Genomic DNA, 16892 nt, shown 5'->3' on the forward strand with positions numbered 1-16892 from the left:
TTGTTTCAATTATGTTCAACCCTGTTTCTTAGATGCTCTTCTACTGTAAAAGTTATTAAATATTTTAAATTTATCAAAAATATTACTAAGTTAAATTATTAAAATTAAATACATTTACATAAAAAAGTTTTTATAATAAAAAGAAGATATAGTGATTAAGAATGAAATGTATCGTTTATTGTATTCATATTCAATTGATAGCACTCTTAAACTTCATTCTCTCTTCTTACCATATTTTGACAGCGTCCATCATCTTCTGTTTTAGATGTTTTCCTTTTCAAATCCCCCCCTACATAATATCTTGAGATCATTTATTTATCGTTATGCTCAGATTTTTAATTTGTTAATTATGCACGATGATGAAGAAAAAGAATTTTTAGTCATAAAAATAGCCATGGATTTTTAATCTATTTTATAAAGCCAAAATAAACCATGTGCTTATACCTTAGAACATTAGGAATAATATGAATAAACCATTTGTTAAAATAACATTTAATAATTTACATAAAACTTATTTAGAAGAACTTAAAGTTGCTAGAACCAGTCCATATCTTATTATTGAAAAGACTTCCTTAGGTTATTTGCCCTTATCTGGTGGCGTGATGAAAGGTCCTATAAACATGGGTGAAACAAAAGAAAACAAAGGATTCGCTATAAATGGCTTGACTGATCCTACTAATGCAACAGATGCAGTTAATTTAAGATTTTTAAGAGAAAATTGCGTAGGTATATGGGGTGGATTGGTTACTAAAAACTTATCTATGGGCTACTTAGCCACTGTTACAGGTCTTCCTAATCCAGCTGATCCCTCTGATGCTGTAAATTTACAAACATTGAATGCTAAGTTAGAGTTGATTACTGCTGAGAGCGTAAAAGCACTTCCTCTGCAAGGTGGTTTGATGCAAGGTGCGCTTAATATGCAAGGCTATCTATGCACGGGAATTGCTATTCCTGTTAATGAGTCTGATGCTGTTCCTTTGTCTTATTTAAAAAAATATGCCCTTTCTATTTGGGGCGGTAATGTAATGGGAACCTTATATTTAAACAAAAATAGAATTCGAGGATTAGCTGACCCTCTTTGCGATGATGATGCAGTCAATTTTAAAACTGTAAAAAATCTTTATATTTCCAAAGATGCTTTTGATGGCATCTTTCTTTCAACTAAAGGAGGGATCATCACAGGTGACTTACATGTAACTGGTAAATTATCTTTAAATTTTAATCCCCTTTCTTTGGTAGGAGATCCTATAGAGCAAAATGATGCTATTAATCTTGGGTTTGCTGAACTTAATTATATATCTAGGCGCGGTGGCCTGTTACAAGGAGACTTAAGTTTAGAAAATAAATGGAAAATTAAAAATTTATCAAATCCTGAAGATCCTTTTGATGCTGTCAATCTCAATACCCTGTTGCAGCATATCCACATGATTAATCCTGTTTCTCAATCGGAAGCTGTTAATTTTTTGAGAATAACAGGTGGCATTATGGAAGGATCTTTAGATATGAATAAAAAATATCTTCTAACTGGTCTTATGCCCCCTTCTAATCCTACAGACGCCGTATCATTAGAATTTTTACAAAAAAGCTATATATCGATTCATGGAGGTTATTTAATGGGTAGCCTTCTAATGAAAGGCACTAGCACGATCACAGGCCTGCCCTCTCCAGTAAATCCAAAAGATGCTATTTCTCTTGAATATGCAAACCTTAATTATTTCCCCTTAAAAGGTGGTTCTTTAATGGGCAATCTAGATCTTATGGGTAATTCATTAACAGGTATCCCTTCTCCTAAGAAAAAAAATGATGCCGTTAACTTGCAGACGCTTGAAAACACTATTACAAAAAAAATAGAAGAAGCCACTACTCCAATGCTTACTCAAATAGAGAGCACCAGTATAAATTTAAAAAAAATTACAGGTATTGTAACAAGTTTAGATTCTTCACTTAACATAAATGGGGGTACAATGCAGGGATCTATTAGCATGAATAATACCCATTATTTTACAGATCTTCCTGATCCTATTGAAGGTACTCAAGCAATCAATTTAAGAAGTGTGGTAGAACTTCTCCATCACTATCTTCCATTAAAGGGAACATTTTTAAATGAAAATATTGATTTAAAAAATACAGCTACAATCACAGGATTAACTGATCCTGTAAATGACACAGACGCTGTTAATTTGAGGACGCTTACAACTGCTTACACTGCTTTGTATGAAGAGAATTTATATAATGAAAATAGACATCTGCATACAGTCATTAAAGCTGCTATTGAAAATGGTTCTATTGTTCATCTGGATCTCTTAGATGCACAATTAGCTTCATTTTTTGAAAAATTGCAAGAAACTTTTCTATCCTTAAAAGGAGGTTCTCTTTCTGGAGACCTCAATATGAGTGGGCCTAAATTTTATGCTGGTTATTCTGTAAAAGGGTTAGCTGATCCTGTTGATGATAGAGATGCTGTCAATAAACAAACTTTGCAAAGAGAACTTGAAGCATTTGCTATTCCAAGGAATGCTTTATCTAAAAATGGGGGGTCTTTACTAGGTATTTTAGATATGTCTAGTAATAGGATTACTCGCTTAGCAGATCCTATAAATGATGCAGACGCTGTTAACCAACAAACCTTGAAAAGAAATTTAATTAATTACCTTCCTGTAGAAGGAGGAAATGTACAAGGCCCCTTAAATCTTAATAAAAATCTTATCTCAAGCATAAAAGATCCTGTTGATGATTATGATGCTGTAAATCTTCAAACTTTGAATAAATCTTTAGCTAACATGCTCTCTATTAATGGAGGACAAATGAATGGTTCATTGAATATGAATGCACATATTCTTACTGGATTATCAGATCCTGCTAATGATCTTGATGCAGTTAACTTTCGAACAATAAAAAATTTATTAAAAGATCTATTGAATACTACCAATATATTAGTAGCTAATATTGAACCAAAGTGTCCAGCTCCAGTAGGTCCATTAGACATGGCCAATAATTTATTAACAGGTCTTCCTCTGGCTGTTAATGATACAGATGCTGTTTCTAAAGCTTACCTCAACACTTGTGGTATTTTAGAGGCATTTTTAATCAAGCCAATGACAGAGATTACTTCTTTATTATGGAATAATTCTACAAAAATTAGTTGGAATCGTTTTGGAGATGATATGGAATCTTCCCCTAACGCTTTTCGTTATTTTCAAGTAGGTGGTGTCAATGGCAGCGCGCTTCTTCTTTATAGAGAAAAACTCTATTCCATCAATATATCAGTGTTAACAGAAACCTCTTTATCTCCAGGATGTAAGCTTTCTTTATATATTAATAGAGGTCTATCTTCATATAAAATAGGCGCTAATAATCCAGAAAGTGGCACTTCTTTCAATATTAATTCTTCTTGGCCTATAAATGAACGTACTCAAAAGGGTAGTGATCACTTTTTTCTAGTTTATTCAGGTAATTTTCCTTTAATGACAGAAGGATTTTTCTGGAGCATTTTTGCCTATGGCATTCCATTTTAATGAACTTAATGGCTGTTATTAGCCACAAACCATGTAAGTTAAAAGAATTTTCTTATAGCCAATAGGTGAAAATGGCTTTTAGCTTCTAACAAAAACTCTAAGGAAATTATGAAAAACAAATTTTTTTCCCTCCAACATCAGATTCAAAAACCTGAAATACTGGCTGAAATCATAATTTTAGCAAATATTCCAATTATTCCCCCATTATCTCTTTATGAAGGCACTATTACATTTCACAACCAACGGCTTACAGATATTGCTGATCCTGTAGATCTTAATGACGCTGCAACATTAAAGACTGTTAATTCCAAAGTAGATCTAGTTGAAATGAATTTATTCCAGATAATGGAGACAACAACAGACACGATCATAGAAAGATTAGCAAGTATTACACCTGAAATATTAGGGGCTATTCCTACATGGGGTGGAGATGTTATGGGATCTTTAAATATGCGTGGAACTGCTACAATTACAGGTTTAGCGGATCCTATTAATGATCAAGATGCCATTAATTTAAAATATCTAAATAGACATTTTCAATTATTTAAATCTCAAAATTCTTTCTTAGAAGATGGAGTTATTAGTTTTGGAAATCATACTGTTCTTACAGGATTAAAAAATCCTAAAAATCCCACAGATGCTGTTAATTTAGAAACATTAAATAAAGAAATATCTTCCATATCTGCTCGATCTCTTCAAGTACTTCCTCTTTCAGGTGGTATCATGACTGGTAATATCCATTTTTCTTCTTCTGGATCTATAACAGGTCTACAAAATCCTTTTAATCCAACAGATGCCGTTAATCTTCAATCATTAGATGAAAAAATTCGTATTGCCTTGAAAAATCTACAAGATTGGAGCCCTGTTAATATTATGGGAGAAATGTATCAAAATTTGAAAATGAAAGGTTATAGCATTCAAGATATTGCTGATCCTATATATGATAAGGATGCTGTTAATCTTTCTTATTTAAAAAAAATGCTGCAGCAATCATCCTCATCATCTATAGAATCAGTAAAATCAAAAGAAGTCTTATTTTCAGGTACTCTTAATCTAGATGGCAATCGTATTACAGGATTATCTGATCCTCTGGATCCTTTAGATGCAGTTAATCTTGCTTATATCTTAGATGCTCTTAGTAATATTACAGATACGCATTCCGCATTAGCATTAAGTGGTGGATCATTATCTGGTCCTCTTAACCTACAAGGACATAGTATTACTGGAGTACCAGCACCACTAGAACCTTTAGATGCAGTTAATCTTGCTTATATCTTAGATGCTTTAAATGATATTTCTATGGAATTCTCTTCTTTACTACCTTTAAGAGGTGGTATTTTAAGAGGTCATCTTGATCTTGGGGGAAACAGTATTACAGGATTATCTGATCCTTTTCTTCCAACAGATGCTGTTAACCTTTCTTATTTTTTAAAAAAAATAGAACAAATTAGCTCTAGTAACGCGACTTCTTCTCCATTTAAAAATGGCAAATCTTCTGATAACATCGATATGGGAGGAAAGATTATTACAGGTTTAGCTAGACCTACTAATCCAACAGACGCTGTTAACCTTTCTTATATCTTAGAAAAGTTAGATCAAATTGTTTTAAAAACGAGCTTAGATTTACATTGCACGCAAGGACTTGATCTTGTAGGAAATCCACTAACTGGATTACCTAAGCCAATTAATCCAACAGATGCTGTTACTCTTTCTTATTTGGAAAGCCAACTAAATAGTATATCTGCTAATAGTCTCAATGTCTTATCTCTTTTAGGCGGAAAGCTAGCTGGAGATATTGATGTTGGAGGAAATAGTATTACAGGTCTTGCAACACCTCATCATCCAACAGATGCTGTTAATCTTACTTATTTGCAAAGTAGTATTGCGATGATTTCAGCTAAAAATCTTAATGTCTTATCACTAAGTGGAGGCAAACTATCTGGAAGTATTGATCTAGATGGTAATATCATTACAGGTTTGTCAAATCCAGTACATCCAACAGATGCAGTAAATGTAGCTTTTGTAAAAAATGCTTTAGGGCAAATATCAACAAAAAGCCTAAGAGCTATTCCAGTAAGTGGTGGAACCTTATCAGGAGATCTTAATCTTGATGGTTACACAATTACAGGATTAGCTCATCCAGTAAACCCAACAGATGCAGTAACTCTAGAATATTTTAAAGATAAAATACGTCAAATATCTTCAAAAACCTTAGAAGTACTTCCCTTAACTGGAGGAAAACTTTTTGGTGATATTGATCTTCAATCTCAAGGTATAATAACTGGGTTAATAAATCCTAAGAACCCAACAGATGCAGTTAATTTACAAACATTAGAAAAAAAAATTGCAGCATGTCAACAAGGTATTCATGTTAATACCAGCTCTGTTAATCCTGATTTACAGGGAAATTTAAATATGGCTGGAATTTATACTATATCAGATTTAGCTGACCCAATTAATCCAGGAGATGCAGTTAATTTACAGACATTGTTAGCTTCTGTGAGCAATATTAATTCATCTTCTTTAGGTGTATTATCTAATAAAGGAGGTACTATTTCAGGAATAGTTAATTTCACTGCCACAGTTAATATCTCTGCGCCTCTTTATATGAATGGTAATTTTGTCACAAATATTCATGATCCATTTATTGGTGGTGATGCAGTCAACTTACGTTACCTTAAAAATAATTTTTTGCCTCTGTCAGGAGGAGTTATAAATGGTAGTCTTGATTTAAAAAATCAAGGAATCATTACAGGGTTAAATAATCCTATGGGGCCTACAGACGCTGTTAATTTACAAACTTTAGATATGAGGTTAACACGAGTTGCTCAACAATGTAGTAATCTTAACATTACTTCAACTCCTGTTAATCCTATGGACCCTGTTAATCTACAATCATTGAATGATAGTTTGGCATTGATTACATGTTCTTCATTAGATGCTCTATCAGTAACTGGTGGAGATATGCAAGGCCCTATTCAAATGAATAATTATTCCATAAAAGGATTGTCAAATCCTATTGATCCTCATGATGCAATATCTTTAAGTGTTTTATTAAATTATCTTTCTTATATTACCCCATCTACAATTGGTGCTTTATCTTCTACTGGAGGCATTCTTCATGGTAATATTCACATGGGAGCTTCTCAAGATGTTGAAGGCTATTTAATCACTGGATTAGCCAATCCTTCTGAGCCTACAGATGCTGTTAATTTGGGCACACTTTGCTCTTTTATTGAAGATATCAAAACTTCTATCTCCCAATCTTCAATTTTAGAAACAGTAACTTTTTCTTCAAGTGGCTCTCTTAATATGAATGGAGCTGCGTTAACAGGCTTAGCTGCACCAGCATCTGACTCAGATGCTGTAAATATGCAATATGTTAATGAATTATTTAAGAGTCATAATATCAATTCTTCTAACATAATGCATCAATCCCCCAACGCTCAAAATTATATTAGCACCAATAGAACAGTTGCAGCTTTTATGATCAATAGTATGGAGCCATTTCTTCTGAATGAAATTTCAGAAGAAATAAGAATGGGATGGGTTGGTTATCAAACTTCTTTGCGTAAATCTAAGCTTGCAGATTCTTACTTTAATATAGATGGCATTGGAAGGACAAGTTTATATATTTGCAAGCCTGGTTTGTATTCTTTATCTGCATCTTTATTTTCTACTAGTTCAAGTTCTTCAAATAATTTAATAAATCTAATGCTTCTTGATCAAAATGGTCCTATAAAATTAAGCATGGGAAATTTACACCAACAATCTAGTTCTAATATTTCAGGTCTATGGGATATTGTTTCTAATAATGTGTTTGATGAAGATTATAATTTTTTTTATATCACAATGGCATCAAAACTAATTAATGGATTAATTGGCTGGAATATTATGGTGTATGATTCTATCGAATGACAAATATTTTTGAAAAAGAATTTGAAAATTAAGGAAACTTGATATAAAAGGCTTTGCCTGAGTATCTCAAAAGCCTAAAAAACAATGATTTATATTCATTGATCGCTATTTTTTTGATTTTCAAACTTTTATTACTGTCAGTATAATTACAGGCTAATTTTTATAAAAAAATACGATAAAAAATAATCATCATTTACAATTTGTAATCCCTGAACATTTGGTTGTTTTTTTTAAGTAAGGCATTTTTTTCATATTGATTTTGTCAGAATTATCACTTTTAACCATTGAGCATTGAGCATGAAACACACAAAAAAATTAAAAATTTTACTTACAAACGGTGATGGTATTCAGGCTCCAGCTTTAATACAACTTGCAGAAGTTTTACGAAACATTGTAGATATAGAACTTTACATTGTGGCTCCTTCCCTCCATCGATCAGGCTCTGGCATATCTTTTTCTGATAAAGCTATTATAAAAGCACGTCCTTATGCATGGCCTCAAGGAATACCAGCGTGGTCAATTGATGGAACTCCTGTTGATTGTATAAAAATTGCATTAAGCGCCTTACTAAAAGATGTTCATTTTGATTTTCTTATTTCTGGAGTTAATATTGGATCTAACGCTGGCAGAAATATATTATATTCTGGAACAGTAGGAGCTGTTTTAGAAGGAGCTATTAAACAAATTCCTGGTATTGCTTTTTCTCAAGTTGGCCCAGTCCCATCTGTGGATAATGACATGTTAAAAAAATACGTCCCTTTGATATTAAATTATTTGAATAATCATAGATTACCTAAAGGCGTCTCATTAAATGTCAATTTTCCGCCTGTTTTATGTAAAGAAGTAGCAGGTGTAAAATTCACAAAACAAGGCACTAGCATAGCTGCAGAAGAAATGCAGTGCATTGGAAAAGATGGTGCAGACCTTTTATTTAATAGAGTTTCAGAAATGATAGAAGAAGAGGATGCTTTCATCCCCTGCGATACAAATTTTTTAAAACGTAATTTTGTGACAGTAGTACCTATAGATACTTTTTCTGGCATAACTTTACCTGATATGTCTGAACGAGAAAGAATCATTCAAGAGATGGCATTTGCTGAATATAAAGAAAAAACTCTGATACTTGATCATATGTGTTGAAAGTTATTGTAAGAAAACCTTTTCTTAGGATATTCTTTCCTTTCAGCTTCTTCAGAGGGTGCGTAGCTCAGCGGTTAGAGCACCTGTCTTACACACAGGGGGTCATAGGTTCAAATCCTGTCGTGCCCAAACTTTTGGAGAGCATTTGCGGGAGTAGTTCAATTGGTTAGAGCACCGCCCTGTCAAGGCGGAAGTTGCGGGTTCGAGTCCCGTCTCTCGCGTTTCTCTCTTTGCTTTAATTTTTGAGGTTGTTTTTGAGGGGGATTCCATGTCTTTTAAGCCTTATAAAAAACATTTCTCAGGGTTTAGTTCTTTTTCTTATTATCTACGAACATTTAGTTGGTTTATTGCAGGAAGTTTCTTAGCTGCACTAGGTGTACATGCTTTTTTACTACCTAATCAACTTATTGATGGTGGTGTTCTAGGGTTAGCAATTATGGCCTCCCACTTTGTTGGTGATAGTTATCTTTCTCTTTTCTTAGTTCTTTTTAACTTGCCATTTGTATTTTTAGCTTATAAGCAAATTGGAAGACAGTTTGTTATTCAAATGTTTGCTTCTATTGTTATTTTTTCTTTATCTTTAGGGGTACTAAAAGCACTTACTGGTAAATTTGGCTTTCCTCTTTTAGAATTTCATGGTTCAGAATTAGAAATTCTTGTACTAGGTGGGTGTACTATTGGATGTGGCATTGGCTTAATTATTAGGCATGGTGGATCTACAGATGGCATTGAAATTCTTGGCATTATTATTAATAGAAAAATGGGTTTTACTGTTGGTCAAGTAATTTTATTCATTGATGTTTTTATCTTTCTTTTAGCGGGTCTTGTTTATAAAAATTGGCACTCTGCATTTATTTCTTTAATGACATTTGTTGTAGCCATCCGTGTTATGGATACTGTCATTGTTGGATTCGATGATACAAAATCTGTGTTTATCATTTCATCTACTCCTAAACGTCTTGGTAAAGTTATAGTAGAAGTTTTAGGTGTTGGCCTAACATATCTACAAGGACGTGGAGGATTTACAGGAGAAAATAAAGAAATGCTTTACGTTGTGGTAGAAAGATTGCAATTATCTCAACTTAAAGAATTAGTCCATAAAGAAGATCCAAGAGCTTTTATTGCTATAGGCAACCTTCATGAAGTCATTAATGGTAGACAGACAAGAAAATAAATTATTTATCTTCTTCTTTTCATATTATTGAAAAGTCGTTCCTGATTCTAACATTTGATCAACATAACCAATATCATACTCATTATTGATAAAGTCATCCAAGCTCATCATATATTGATGAAAAGGAAGAGTAGAATGGACACCACCTATTTGAAATTCTTTAATTGCACGTTTCATAATAGCTATAGCCTCAGTTCTATCTGATCCTTTTACTATTAATTTAGCAATCATGGAATCATAATAAGGAGGGATATGATAACCACTGTAACAAGCTCCATCAACTCGTACATGTGGACCAGCAGCAGGAAGATAATATTCTAGCCTTCCTGGAGAAGGCATAAAATTATTAAATGGATCTTCTGCATTAATGCGACATTGGATTACATGACCAGAAAATTGAATATTACGTTGTTTCCATGGAAGCTTTTGACCTTGCGCAATCAAGATTTGCATTTTCAAAATATCAATGCCTGTTAATTCTTCTGTAACAGTATGTTCTACTTGAATACGTGTATTCATCTCCATAAAATAAAAGCGTTTACTGCTATCTAACAGAAACTCAACAGTTCCAGCAGAATAATAACCTGCAGCTTTTGCTAAATCAACTGCTGTTTTACCAATTTTTTCTCTTAATTCAGGGGTAAGAACAGGACTTGGAGCTTCTTCTATAAGCTTTTGTCTTCTTCGTTGCATTGTACAGTCTCTTTCTCCAAGATGAACACAATTACCATGTTTATCTCCAAGTAATTGGACTTCTATATGCCGAGGATGTTGGATAAATTTTTCAATATAGACAGCTGGATTATTAAATCCTGCAGTAGCCTCTGCTGTTGCTGAAGAAAAAGCACGTAAAAATTCACTTTCTTCTAAAACAATCCGGATACCACGGCCACCACCACCTGCTACAGCTTTAATGATAACAGGGAAACCAATTTTTCTAGATATCTCTAACCCTTCTTGCTCATCTTTAATGATACCTTCTGAGCCTTGAATTACTGGGCATTTAGCTTTTTTAGCAATTAATTTTGCTTGAATCTTATCTCCCATCATACCAATGGTTTTTGCTGAAGGTCCAATAAATGTAATACCACAACTTTCGCAAATAGCTGCAAAATTTGTATTTTCACTTAAAAAACCATAGCCAGGGTGAATTGCATCAGCCCCAGTAATTTCACAAGCTGCTAAAATATTAGAAATTTTAAGATAAGATTTTAATGCAGCTGGTTCACCAATACAAACAGCTTCATCTGCAAGCAAAACATGTAAAGCATCTTTATCAGCTGTTGAATACACTGCAACTGTAGCTAATCCTAACTCATGACAAGCTCGAATTATTCTAACAGCTATTTCGCCTCTATTGGCAATTAAAACTTTTTTCATTAAATAGGCTCAACTAAAAACATTTTAGTTCCAAATTGAACAGGATCTCCATTAGCTAATAAAATTTTTGTAATAATGCCTTTGACTCCTGCTTTTACTTCATTCATCACCTTCATAGCTTCAATAATACAAACCAAAGAATCTTCATTTATATGATCTCCAATTTTCACAAATGCTGGATGATCAGGCCCAGGAGTTGAGTAAAAAGTTCCGACCATTGGGCTTGTGATAAAAATACCTTGATCTTCTTCAGATGCTTTCAAGGAAGCTGGGGGCTCTAAAGATGTGGGTAAAGGTTTTTCTTGAGAAAACTCAGTAAAGATGGGTTGCTCTAACTTAGACATGTAAGCTTGTTGAGAATCATAAGATCCTTCTTTTTCCAATTCCATCTCAAACCCATCTCTTTTAATAGCAAATTTACGGATTCGATTACGTTCCATTGCCATCATAATTTTTTCAATTTGCTTGAGGTCCATATATTCCCTTTTAGATTGAAGGTTAAACTCTTTGAATATACTCACAAATTCTTGTATCAATTTTTATGACATCACCAACTTCTATAAACGGTGGAACTTGTATTGTAGCGCCTGTTTCTAATAAGGCCCTCTTCGTTCCCCCAGCTAAAGCAATTTCTTCACCAGAAAGATCCATTTTTGAAACCATAAGCTCTAAAAAATAAGGAAGTTCTACAGAGAAAACTTTATTGCCATAAACCATAGCAGTAAGACGTATGCCAGCTTTTAAAAACAATACCTTATCTCCTATAACACTAGCTTCTACTAAAACTTTTTCATAGTTTCCAACATCTAAAAATAGGTAATCACCATTTTCTTGATAAAGAAATTCTATCGAATGACTTTCAAAAGCTACTTCTTTTAGATCTTGTCCTAATTTGAAATTCTTCTCAATAACCTGTTCAGAAGAAATTTCTTTAAGAATAGCCTTTAAAAAAGGATCTCCCTTAGCCACTGAAACTTTTGTTATAGAAACAACCTTGTAGAGCGCATCATCAATAGAAACTATCATTCCAGGGTTAAGTTGACTACTATTGACCATAGGTAGACTCCGTTGTCGTGCGTAAATGTGCTATTTTTTCTTTCATTAAATTCTCTTTAAATAAATATGAACCAGAAACAAAAACATTTGCTCCTGATTTAGCGCATAAAACAGCTGTATCCCCATCGATACCACCATCTACTTCTATGGGATACTCTGTTGTCATAGCTTTTTTACTTTGAGATGTGATCATATTTTTTCGACAAAAATGTCTAATAAAAGCAATACGGTCACAAGTTTCTCTAATAAATTTTTGTCCACAAAATCCAGGATTAACAGACATTATAAGTATCAAATCAACCAGAAAAACAAATGGGAGCATAAATTCCATACAAGTTTCTGGAGAAAAGGCAATACCACATTCTATACTACAAGACTTAATATACGAGATAAGCTCTTTAGGATTTTCAGTCGATTCAAAATGAAAAATTATCCTATCAGCCCCAGCTTTGACAAAAGGTTCAATAAAGTTAAAAGGATTATAAAGCATAAGATGAACTTCTAAGAAGCCATCTACTGTTTTATTAATGGCATTTACAGCATCTGGCCCCAATGTTAAATTAGGAACAAAATGTCCATCCATGATATCAAGATGTAGTATATCAGCACCAGCTTCAAAAACTTTCACTGCTTGTTCTGCTAATTTACCAAAATCACCAGCTATCAGAGAAGGGGCTATTATTACTTTTTTTGAATTCACGTGATCAAAGTAAAATTTTTTCTAAAAAGAACGTATTGTAAAAAGACCATGATATATATGTATACTCTTTTTACACAAATTCTGTTCTCGCATCTATTTTAAAATAGAAAATAGAGAAAGAAAAAAAAATTATTTTTCTCTTTCAAAACTACCTTTATAATTCCAGAATAAATATTCTAAAAGAATCCCAGTAGTTTTTCTTAGCTTTCTTATTTTAAGTTGTTGGCAATGTGTTACATTTATGGAAAAAGCATTTTTTTGGGCATATTTTGAAGCTTAAGTACTTTTAGAACAATTATTAAAATGTATCTAAGCTATAGGATCATTCATGAAAAAAAAAGCTAAAAAAAAGTTGTTAATTCAGTATAGCTTTGTTTTTTTTAGTGGCATCCTTTGCTCTTCTATTGTTTTGTTTCCTTTATTGATTGATAACTCTAAAAAAGGCAAAGAAATAGTCATGAAAATTGCTTCCAAAAGTTTTGGAATGTCAATATCGATGTCATCTCTTAATTTGTCTTGGTTTGGTAAACAAAGTTTTTCTAATATTACTTGCTGTAGCTTAGATGGCACTGCCCAATTTAAAGCAGAGCTACTAGATTTACATGTCTCATTAATAGGACTCATTTCTCATTCCTTTCCTCAAAAAATTTCTATAAAAAATTGTAATTATACTCTTAAGGTTAGCAAAGATGAGGTTTTTTCTAATAAACCACTGATTTATGATTTTTTAAAACATTCTCGATTTGAAATATCCAATGGTTCTTTCAATATTAACTCCTTAGAAGATGGTACATCTTGTATGCTTTCTGAGATTCAAGCTAATTGGATGAAGGAGTATGGCGATATCAAAGCTATTAGTTCATATGATCGAGTACAAGGAGCTGTAACATTACAGTGGTCTTATGGAGACGCACCATCTTTTTTTGGCCAAGTAAGAGACTTTCCATCTGTATGGCTTAAACATATGGCTATTACTCCTTTATTAGAACTTGTATCAAATACTGCTTTCATTGAAGGCGATCTTAAAACGATTAAAAAAAATAAAGATTCTTTTATAGATCTTAATATTTTAGCAGGCTCCTTAAAGGCTCGGATTAAAGCTAAAATTGATCAACATTCCTTTATTTTTTCTTCTAAACATCCTTCTTATATAGCCTTAGGAGCTGGTTCAAAAATCACCCCATTTTTTTTGCCAGATACATTAAAGCAATTTGTTGTTAAAAACTCTAAAGCTATTCGCCTACACATTACAAAAGGATTTTGGTCTTTTTATCCTTTTGAAAATTCTGTTAAAAAGAAATTTATTAGCTTTAGAGGCGAATCTGATGCAATATCTTGTACAGCCATAGAAAAAGGTCATGCAGATTTTGTTCTTAATGATTTGATTTTTACAGGTGTAATATCTCGTCAAAAAGCACATTTAATTTCTAATTTTACATTTGAAAATAATGGCTATAAAATCCCTTCTGCATTAGTTGTAACCAAAAAAAATAAAGACCCTTGGCATATTGAGTTACTTCAAAAAGAAGCCAAAATAGGAGCTTTTTTACCTTTTACTAAAGACTCTTCCTGGATTAATCATTATGCAGACCTTCCCCTTTGCGTACAATTGTCAGGAGAATTTGATCATAAAAATATGCGCATGAAATGCCAATGTTCACATCCATTTTTTACAACAGAAATTTCAGGAGAAAGCACTCCTAAAAAAACAGAAGTAACTCTTGTTTCAAAAATAGCCTTATCTCCTTATTACTCGTCTTTAATTGGTTATCCAGAAGCTCATATTGCTTTTAATGGGCAAAGTGGCATGGGAACACGAATGGGACCATTGTCCTTTTCTTTTGATGTAAATGCTGGAAAAAATCATTGGGCTGGTTATGGAAAAACTATTGAAATTACAGACAATCCATTTTCATTAAAAAATATAAATTTAGTATCTCATATTGGATGTGATTATTTAAATTTAGAAAAAATTTCTCCTGTATTAAAAAACATGGAGTTAACTCATGGAACCTGTTCCTTTAATTTTCAAGGAAAAGAAGGCATTATTAGGGGTAAATTAGAAGGTCATTATCATTTATTAAATCATTCTTCAGCTCATATTTCCATTCCATTACTACATATTACTGATTATACCTACACAGATGGATTTCCAGTTTTTCCTAATGCTTCCATTGTTACTAAGGGATTTATACAAAATTTTAATCCTGATATCTTCAATCAACTCTTAAATATTAATTTTCCTTTTAATGAATATTTAGGAACTAGTATGAAAAATATTTTTGAGATAAAACGAGCCCCCCAAAAAAAGAAAGCTTTTCAGATTAAATCTGCTTTAAGAAGTCCTGATTGTGAACTTTCCTTAGATTTAGGATTAGATAATAATGAAAATATTTTGCCAAATTCTAAAGGCATGTGCATTTTTAAATTAACACCTGAAAAATATGCCTTATTTAGAAAGCACCCTTCAGACAACTCTCAATATTCTCACTTATCTTTAATGAATGACAGTGTAATAGAAGCACATTTTTCAGACTTTTCTTTACCTAAAAAAACTGATAAATCCTTCTTATCTAGATTATTAAAGGGTGGCTTACACTTAGAATTAACATCTTCTCCTTTAAATTTTATTGAAAAAAGAACACAAGACAAAGTAGTTATTACAGACTTAAAAGCTTCTTTTTCAGGACAAACCATGTGTAGAGAAAGTTGTTATTCTTTAACTGGCAATCATAAACAAAAAGATAATGCTTCAGAAAAAAGTTCTCCCTTTTTTTTAAATGGTACTGTTTATAATTTAATGGAACGAGATAAACATGCCTTAAACCCTGGCATGAGCATTCAAGGGGCTGCTGCTACAGAAAATCTTCCTTATTCATTTTTAACTGGCCTATTAGAAGCTCCTTATGCTCATGCAGAAAAAATGAAAGCACTATTAGGAAATTCTATAGACGTCAAAGCTTCTTGGGATTTAATGCAACTTAAAGGCCCTGTAACACTTGATCTCAAATCACCTAATTTACATGCCATTCTTCCATTAGATGTCCAATCTGATATAATTCGTCTATGTGATGATCTTAAATTTTCTTTTCATCTCAATGATCAAATAGCAAAAGCTTTTTTAAAAACCCTAAATCCTTTAATTGTATCTGGCACTTATTCTGATCGTTTTATATTTTTTCAAATTGATGCTGAAGATTTCTCTTTTCCCTTTAAAGATTTTGAATTTAAAAATATTAAAATTAACCATGCCACCCTTGATTTAGGAAAAATTTATTTAGATAACCAAGGCCAAGTGCATAAATTATTTGAATTTTTAAAAACAGAAGATGGAGGAGAAAAAGTGGAAGCTTGGTTTTCTCCTTTATTTTTTAGTTTACAAAACGGCGTTCTTTACCAAAGAAGATTTGATGTTCTTTTGGATCACAAAATTCATATTGCTGTATGGGGGAAAACAGATATTTTAAATGATAAATTAAAGCTTACATTAGGGATTGCACCTAGTGTTTTACAACAACGATTTAATTTAACTGATTTAGCCAAAAAAGATTTCTTCCAAGTAAAAATGCGAGGATCTTTTAATCATCCTGAATTAGATTGGACATCTGCATATGCCCGTATAGGAATTTTAATGGCTCGATCTTCTGGGGGCCATCTTGGTTATGTAGTGGGCAGCTTAGCTGATCAACTTTTTTCTGTCTTAGGAGATAATGCTCCTTCTCAAACTGTACCAGTTCTTCCCTGGGATAAATCAATAGAATCTCCATAAATTTTAATATTAAAAATTAATAGTAGATTTTTTTTTAATTATAACATATTAAGAGTTTGTATTTTAATAACCATATTTCGCTTTTACTTTTTACTTATAATTAATATAGCCCGAATTTTTGAAAAAATCCAAAAAGATCTTTTTTCTGTGGCTTTTATATCTTATTTCAAGATGTGTCTTCTTCATTTGTTAAAAACAACACAATATTAACTTAATTTTAATGTTTTTTATAAAAAGTTT

Annotated in this window: 9 protein-coding genes and 2 tRNA genes; 7 read left to right on the forward strand and 4 right to left on the reverse strand. The window is 32.4% G+C overall.

Features of this window, described 5'->3' with window-relative positions; translation table 11 throughout:
- Positions 1-464 precede the first annotated feature (464 nt).
- The 6 genes from CLAVI_RS04290 to CLAVI_RS04315 all read left to right on the forward strand — a co-directional run bounded on the left by CLAVI_RS04290 (position 465) and on the right by CLAVI_RS04315 (position 9747).
- A complete protein-coding gene (locus tag CLAVI_RS04290; RefSeq protein ID WP_194844365.1) occupies positions 465-3515 on the forward strand; it encodes a hypothetical protein in 3051 nt (1016 codons plus the stop codon).
- Between the two features lie 108 nt (positions 3516-3623).
- The gene (locus CLAVI_RS04295) at positions 3624-7433 is read left to right on the forward strand and encodes a hypothetical protein (RefSeq protein WP_194844366.1); all 3810 of its coding nucleotides are present in this window, start codon (positions 3624-3626) and stop codon (positions 7431-7433) included.
- A gap of 297 nt (positions 7434-7730) precedes the next feature.
- Positions 7731-8573, forward strand: a complete 843-nt coding sequence (gene surE, locus CLAVI_RS04300) for a 5'/3'-nucleotidase SurE (protein ID WP_194844367.1) — start codon at positions 7731-7733, stop codon at positions 8571-8573.
- Between the two features lie 56 nt (positions 8574-8629).
- Positions 8630-8702 (forward strand) — tRNA-Val (locus tag CLAVI_RS04305).
- Positions 8703-8720: 18 nt separating this feature from the next.
- Positions 8721-8794: transfer RNA gene (locus CLAVI_RS04310), tRNA-Asp, on the forward strand.
- A 47-nt stretch (positions 8795-8841) separates the two neighbouring features.
- Positions 8842-9747 carry a YitT family protein gene (locus CLAVI_RS04315; RefSeq protein WP_194844368.1) on the forward strand — a complete coding sequence of 302 codons (906 nt, stop codon included), beginning with the start codon at positions 8842-8844 and terminating at the stop codon, positions 9745-9747.
- Positions 9748-9771: 24 nt separating this feature from the next.
- Here the strand turns inward: CLAVI_RS04315 and accC are convergent, their stop codons facing one another.
- Genes accC through rpe form a run of 4 tightly spaced genes read right to left on the reverse strand, consistent with a single transcriptional unit; the run spans position 9772 to position 12883 of the window.
- Positions 9772-11127, reverse strand: a complete 1356-nt coding sequence (gene accC, locus CLAVI_RS04320; protein ID WP_194844369.1) for an acetyl-CoA carboxylase biotin carboxylase subunit — start codon at positions 11125-11127, stop codon at positions 9772-9774.
- Entirely contained in the window at positions 11127-11603 is a 477-nt protein-coding gene (gene accB / locus CLAVI_RS04325) for an acetyl-CoA carboxylase biotin carboxyl carrier protein (protein WP_194844370.1), read from the reverse strand. The genes accC and accB overlap by 1 nt, the downstream gene beginning before the upstream one ends.
- A 22-nt stretch (positions 11604-11625) precedes the next feature.
- A complete protein-coding gene (locus tag CLAVI_RS04330; RefSeq protein ID WP_194844371.1) occupies positions 11626-12183 on the reverse strand; it encodes an elongation factor P in 558 nt (185 codons plus the stop codon).
- On the reverse strand, positions 12173-12883 hold the full coding sequence (gene rpe, locus CLAVI_RS04335) for a ribulose-phosphate 3-epimerase (RefSeq protein ID WP_194844372.1): 711 nt from the start codon (positions 12881-12883) through the stop codon (positions 12173-12175). The genes CLAVI_RS04330 and rpe overlap by 11 nt, the downstream gene beginning before the upstream one ends.
- 328 nt (positions 12884-13211) lie before the next feature.
- On the opposite strand from rpe, the gene CLAVI_RS04340 reads away from it, so the two are divergent.
- Positions 13212-16652: a hypothetical protein gene (locus tag CLAVI_RS04340; RefSeq protein ID WP_194844373.1), complete on the forward strand. Its 3441-nt coding sequence runs from the start codon at positions 13212-13214 to the stop codon at positions 16650-16652.
- The last annotated feature ends 240 nt before the right edge of the window (positions 16653-16892 follow it).

The organism is Candidatus Clavichlamydia salmonicola, from assembly GCF_015356765.1.
Lineage (GTDB): Bacteria > Chlamydiota > Chlamydiia > Chlamydiales > Chlamydiaceae > Clavichlamydia > Clavichlamydia salmonicola.

Excerpts from the sequence above, each read along its gene's own strand:
- CLAVI_RS04290 (WP_194844365.1), top strand. The coding sequence starts at position 465 with ATGAATAAACCATTTGTTAAAATAACATTTAATAATTTACATAAAACT.
- CLAVI_RS04295 (WP_194844366.1), top strand. The coding sequence starts at position 3,624 with ATGAAAAACAAATTTTTTTCCCTCCAACATCAGATTCAAAAACCTGAA.
- surE (WP_194844367.1), top strand. The coding sequence starts at position 7,731 with ATGAAACACACAAAAAAATTAAAAATTTTACTTACAAACGGTGATGGT.
- CLAVI_RS04315 (WP_194844368.1), top strand. The coding sequence starts at position 8,842 with ATGTCTTTTAAGCCTTATAAAAAACATTTCTCAGGGTTTAGTTCTTTT.
- accC (WP_194844369.1), bottom strand. The coding sequence starts at position 11,127 with ATGAAAAAAGTTTTAATTGCCAATAGAGGCGAAATAGCTGTTAGAATA.
- accB (WP_194844370.1), bottom strand. The coding sequence starts at position 11,603 with ATGGACCTCAAGCAAATTGAAAAAATTATGATGGCAATGGAACGTAAT.
- CLAVI_RS04330 (WP_194844371.1), bottom strand. The coding sequence starts at position 12,183 with ATGGTCAATAGTAGTCAACTTAACCCTGGAATGATAGTTTCTATTGAT.
- CLAVI_RS04340 (WP_194844373.1), top strand. The coding sequence starts at position 13,212 with ATGAAAAAAAAAGCTAAAAAAAAGTTGTTAATTCAGTATAGCTTTGTT.